General features: G+C 70.9%; 6 protein-coding genes. 5 read left to right on the top strand and 1 reads right to left on the bottom strand.

Going from position 1 to position 4701, the window contains the following annotated elements; genetic code table 11:
• Positions 1-124 precede the first annotated feature (124 nt).
• The gene (locus tag AAHZ94_RS28740) at positions 125-577 is read left to right on the top strand and encodes a hypothetical protein (protein ID WP_349996524.1); all 453 of its coding nucleotides are present in this window, start codon (positions 125-127) and stop codon (positions 575-577) included.
• A gap of 145 nt (positions 578-722) precedes the next feature.
• Here AAHZ94_RS28740 and AAHZ94_RS28735 read toward each other — a convergent pair whose 3' ends face one another.
• A complete protein-coding gene (locus AAHZ94_RS28735; protein ID WP_349996523.1) occupies positions 723-1304 on the bottom strand; it encodes a TetR/AcrR family transcriptional regulator in 582 nt (193 codons plus the stop codon).
• 62 nt (positions 1305-1366) lie between these two features.
• Here AAHZ94_RS28735 and AAHZ94_RS28730 point away from each other — a divergent pair, with 62 nt between their 5' ends.
• From AAHZ94_RS28730 to AAHZ94_RS28715, 4 genes are all read left to right on the top strand, one after another.
• A complete protein-coding gene (locus tag AAHZ94_RS28730; RefSeq protein ID WP_349996526.1) occupies positions 1367-1438 on the top strand; it encodes a putative leader peptide in 72 nt (23 codons plus the stop codon).
• A 336-nt stretch (positions 1439-1774) separates the two neighbouring features.
• The gene (locus tag AAHZ94_RS28725) at positions 1775-2308 is read left to right on the top strand and encodes an OsmC family protein (RefSeq protein WP_349996521.1); all 534 of its coding nucleotides are present in this window, start codon (positions 1775-1777) and stop codon (positions 2306-2308) included.
• A gap of 208 nt (positions 2309-2516) precedes the next feature.
• Positions 2517-3584 (top strand): acyl-CoA dehydrogenase family protein, encoded by a 1068-nt coding sequence (locus tag AAHZ94_RS28720; RefSeq protein ID WP_349996520.1) that lies wholly within the window; start codon positions 2517-2519, stop codon positions 3582-3584.
• Positions 3585-3733: 149 nt separating this feature from the next.
• Positions 3734-4621 carry a formate/nitrite transporter family protein gene (locus tag AAHZ94_RS28715; RefSeq protein ID WP_349996518.1) on the top strand — a complete coding sequence of 296 codons (888 nt, stop codon included), beginning with the start codon at positions 3734-3736 and terminating at the stop codon, positions 4619-4621.
• Positions 4622-4701 lie beyond the last annotated feature (80 nt).

Below are 4701 nucleotides of genomic sequence, written 5' to 3'. Positions count from 1 at the left end.
CCCCCCCCCCCCCCCCCCCCCCCCCCCCCCCCCCCCCCCCCCCCCCCCCCCCCCCCCCCCCCCCCCCCCGGGGGGGGCCCCCCGGGGAGAACCCACCTGTCACCCGCCGAGGTAGGTTCTGGGCATGATGTTGCGTGACCTGTTGGACTCACCCGCGTACGCGGCCTGCAAGGCAGGCTGGGAGGCGCGGGCCGGGGTGACCTTCGACCCGCGGCCGGAATCACCGGTGGTGACCGAGTGGCTGGCCGGGGAGTTCACGTCGAGCGGGATCGGCGTCAGCGAGGTCGCCGAGATCCTGCATGACCAGGGCTTCGCCGCGTTCTTGGACCGCAAGGCCGCGCTGGATGACCGCGAAGAGGACGTCCAGGAGTATCCACCCGGCAAGGAACCCGACCCCGCTGACCCCGACGACACCGCAGAGGTCATGGGATACGCGCACTCGGCAATCGCGGGCAACGCGCTCTGGTACCTGCTGGCCAAGGAGTCCCGGGAACGGCTGGCCGACCACCTCGCCCAACAGCGCGTCCCCCGCGCACGGGCCTACGCCCGCCAACTGACGCGGCTCGTCCAACCCTAGGACCAACCCACCGCTCGTCGAACCGGGCCCGGCAGCCCACCCACCCGAGCCAACCAGCCACCGCACACCAACCGATTAACCCACCCACCGCAGCAAACCTGGCCACCCCCTCCCCCGCACGGACACCCGCGCCACACCCTCACCGCTACCCGTCCGGCAGCAGCCCGGCTGCCATCTCCCTGGCCAGCAGGATCGGTGCGGTGGACTTGCTGACCTTGGAGCCGGCGAGGCCACCGTCGTAGAGGAGACTGAGCTGCGCCACGGTGGACTCAGGCTCGGCCAGGCCCAGTCCGGCGAGGGCATCGGTCCACAGGGATTCAATCCGGCACCGATGGTCGCGCACGGCCGCGTTGACCGGGTGCGAGGCGTGCGGGAATTCGGTCGCGGCGTTGAGGTAGAGACAGCCTCGGAAGCGTCGCCGCCTTGCGCCCTTCGCGGCGAGGTCGAAGACCAGGAGGACGCGGGCGCGGAGGTCCTCGCGGGAGTCGGTGAGGGCTTTCGCGGCCCGCTCGTACCCCACACGATCCAGCTCGTCCTGCCGTTGGAGGTAGGCGACGATCAGCGCGTCCTTGGAACCGTAGTGCTGATACAGGCTCGCCCTGGCCACGTCGGCTTCCGCGAGGATTCGCTCGATTCCGACCGCGCGGATGCCCTCGCGGGCGAAGAGGGACGACGCCGCATCGAGCAGCCGCTCGGCGGGGACCGGCCTGTCTCGCATGATGGACATGACGAGGAGTATAACGCCCCCCTCTGGCAGACCGACCGGTCTATCCGTTACAGTTCCGAACTGTGCGAGTCTTCCTCTTGGTCCAGCGGCGCTACCTTGATCTGCGCCGCGTCGCAAGCGCCGTCTGTCGCTGAACTTTCGCTGCGTTGATGCTCAACGCAGCGCACTGCGGCGACCCCTGCTCGACCGCTCACCGCGCCACTCGCACCGTCCTCGATGCACAGGCAGGCACTTAACTTCACTGCCTCGTTTCACATCGTGAGACACCCATCGATCACGCAACACGGTTCCCCGTGTGACGCGTTCGGTGGGTTGGTCCGCCGCCCGAAGGGCACCGGCAAGGGCCCACGACCGTTCCCGTACGACAGCGCGCCCCCGGGCCGCTTCGGCGGGACCTTCCCACCAGCAACCCATCAGCAGCGGCCGAGCCAGGCCGTACTGCCCACTTCTCCACGTGAAGGAAGCCCATCATGACCACGATCAACAACGCCCTGGTAATCGACGCCGAAGGGCTCGACAAGCTCTCGTGCAACGCGAAGGCCGACCCCAGCACGGGCAAGAAGGTGGTCCGGGCCAAGACCGTCTGCGAGTCCGGATTCCGCAATGTGACCTACGTACGTGACCTCGCTCCGCTGCTGGTCGGGGAGCCGCCCGCGCTGTTGGGTGACGACGCCGCGCCGAACCCGTCGGAGACCGCGCTGGCGGCCCTGGGCTCCTGCATCTCGGTGGGCATGCTCGCCAACGCGACCCACCGGGGCGTCACCCTGACGAAGATCGAGGTCGAGATGGAAGGCGACATCGACATCTCGGCCGTGTGGGGGGTGGGTGACATCCCCGAGGGCAAGGTCCTCGGCTTCACCGACGTCCGCTGCAAGGTGACGCTCGCCGGCGACGTCGATGTGACCACGCTGCAAGAGATCCACGACAACGCCATCGCGTGGTCCCCGGTGGTCAACACCTTCCGCCGGCCGGCGGCCGTCGAATCCACCCTGGTGGTCGAGTGATGCGCGGCAAGCCGTCCACTGTCAGCGGGGCGTACCCGACACACCCCACGACGCGCGCCCCGCTCACCAGGGTGCCGACAAGCCGGCCCCACCTGGAGGGCCGGCCCCGCCCGACAAGCCAGCCTCACTCTGAGGGCCACCCCCACCCCGGGCACCAGCAGCAACCCGCGCCGTCCCACCCACGACCGCGCCGTACGGGAGCGCCGACATGACCCTGACCACCTCACCCACCCCTCGACTCCTCGATGCCGAACTCCTCACCGACCTGCGGGCGCACGCCGGAGCGCTGGACCACGGGGACGCCTCCTCCCGGCGCAGCTTCGAGGACCTGGGTGCCGCCGGGCACCTCGCCCTCGGCGCGCCGGGCAACGCGGACGGGCGCCTGCCCGAGATGGCCGAGGTCGTCCGGGAGATCGCCGAGGTCTGCATGAGCACGGCGTTCTCGGTGTGGGCCCACCGGATGGTCGTGGAGTACCTGCTGACCGCCGACACACCCTTCGCCACCACCGCGGTGGAACCGCTGCTGACCGGCACCGTCCTCGGGGTCACCGGCATGGCCCCCGCGTTCAAGGACCTCGCCGGCTGCGGAACCATCGAGGTGACCGCGGCACCGGTCGACGGCGGGTACGAACTGTCCGGCCCGCTGCGGTGGGCCAGCAACCTCCACCCCGACGCGACGCTGGTGACTGCGGCCCGTACCGAGGCGGGTGAGCGGCTGATCGTCGCCCTGCCCCTGAGCACGCCAGGGGTGCAGGTGGGTGAGCACTTCGACCTCCTGGCCATGGGCAGCACGGCCTCCTCCTCCCTGCGCTTCCACGGGGCCCGCGTCCCCCGCGACCAGGTGCTCAGCCACGACTTCGAGAGCTTCCTCGCCGCGGTCCGCCCCACTTTCCTGCTGCTCCAGACGGCCATGTGCCTGGGACTCGCACGGACCGGCATCGACCAGGCCAGGGCCCAACTCGCCGGGGTCAACGCGGTGTTCGCCACCGAAGCCGACCGGGCCGCAGCAGACCTAGCGCGGGCCGAAGCCACCCTGACGGAGCTCGCCACAACGGTCGGCGGGCACAGCGCACCGGGCAAGAAAGACCTGCTCTCGCTGCGGTTGGCCGCGGCGGAACTGGCCACGGCCGCCACCGCGCTGGAGATCAGAACAGCGGGCGGCAAGGGATACGCCGGCAGCACCCCGGCCAACCGCCGCTACCGGGAGGCCGCGTTCATCCCCCTCCAGTCGCCGTCGGAGGCCCAACTGCGCTGGGAACTCGCCACCCACGCCTGAAGACCCGAGCTCCTGTCACAGCCCACGCACCGGGTCACCGCGTACGGGCTCACGCACCGAGTCACGCGTACGGGCTGACGCCCAAGGTCGCCCACCGGCGCCGCAGCCCGGCCCGGCCCCAAACCCCTCCCCCCGAAAGGCCCACCCCCGTGTCCCCCACCGCCCCGTCCCCGGCGGCCCTCGCCGCGCCGCCAGAACCGCAACCCACACCCACCCGACCGCCGGTCGACGGCCCCATCGAACCCCTGAGCGTCGGCGCCACGGTCCGCCGCATCGCCGACGTGGCGATCGAGAAGGCCGCACACCCCTATGCGCTGCTCGTACGCTCCCTGGTCGCCGGTGCGATGGTCGGTTTCGGCGTCCTGCTCTCCCTCATCGTCAGCACCGGCGTCGCCACCCCGGGCATCGCCAGCCTGCTGATGGGCCTTGCCTTCGGGATGTCCTTCGTCCTCATCCTGATGTCCGGGATGTCGCTGAGTACCGCCGACATGGCCGCCGGGGCGCTGGCCGTCTTCCAACGGCGCCTGACCATCCCCCACTACCTGCGCCTACTCGCCATCGGCCTGGTCGGCAACACGGTCGGCGCGTTCGTCTTCATCCTGGTCTGCGCCGCGGCCGGCGGCCCCTACCTCGGCGCGCTCGCCGAACGCGCCGCCACCCTCGGCGCCGCCAAGGCCGACCAACCCTTCTGGACCGCGCTGCTCCTTGCGGTCCTGTGCACCTGGTTCCTCCAGACCTCGATGTGCCTGTACTTCAAGGTACGGACCGAAGGCGCGCGGATGGCCTTCGCCTTCTACGGCCCCTTCGCGTTCGTCATCGGCGGCACCCAGCACGTCATCGCCAACGTCGGTTTCCTCGGCCTGCCCCTCCTCCTGCCCCTCTTCCACTCCTCCGCCCCCACGGCCACCATCGACTGGGGCCTGGGCAGCCACGGCCTCCTGACCAACCTGTGCGTCACCACCCTCGGCAACCTCCTGGGCGGCACCCTCTTCGTGGCCCTCCCCTTCCAAGCCACCGCCTGGCTCCAGGAACGGTGAGGTGCGGCCGGGCGGGTGCGGGCCGCGCTCACCGGTAGTACTCCGCGAGGAACTGGAGCTCGGGCACCGCGCTGCGGGCC

It is taken from the genome of Streptomyces sp. HSW2009 (genome assembly GCF_040240285.1).
Taxonomy (GTDB): Bacteria; Actinomycetota; Actinomycetes; order Streptomycetales; family Streptomycetaceae; genus Streptomyces.
Note: the sequence above shows the minus strand (reverse complement) of the source record. Positions and strands in the feature narration are given on the sequence as shown.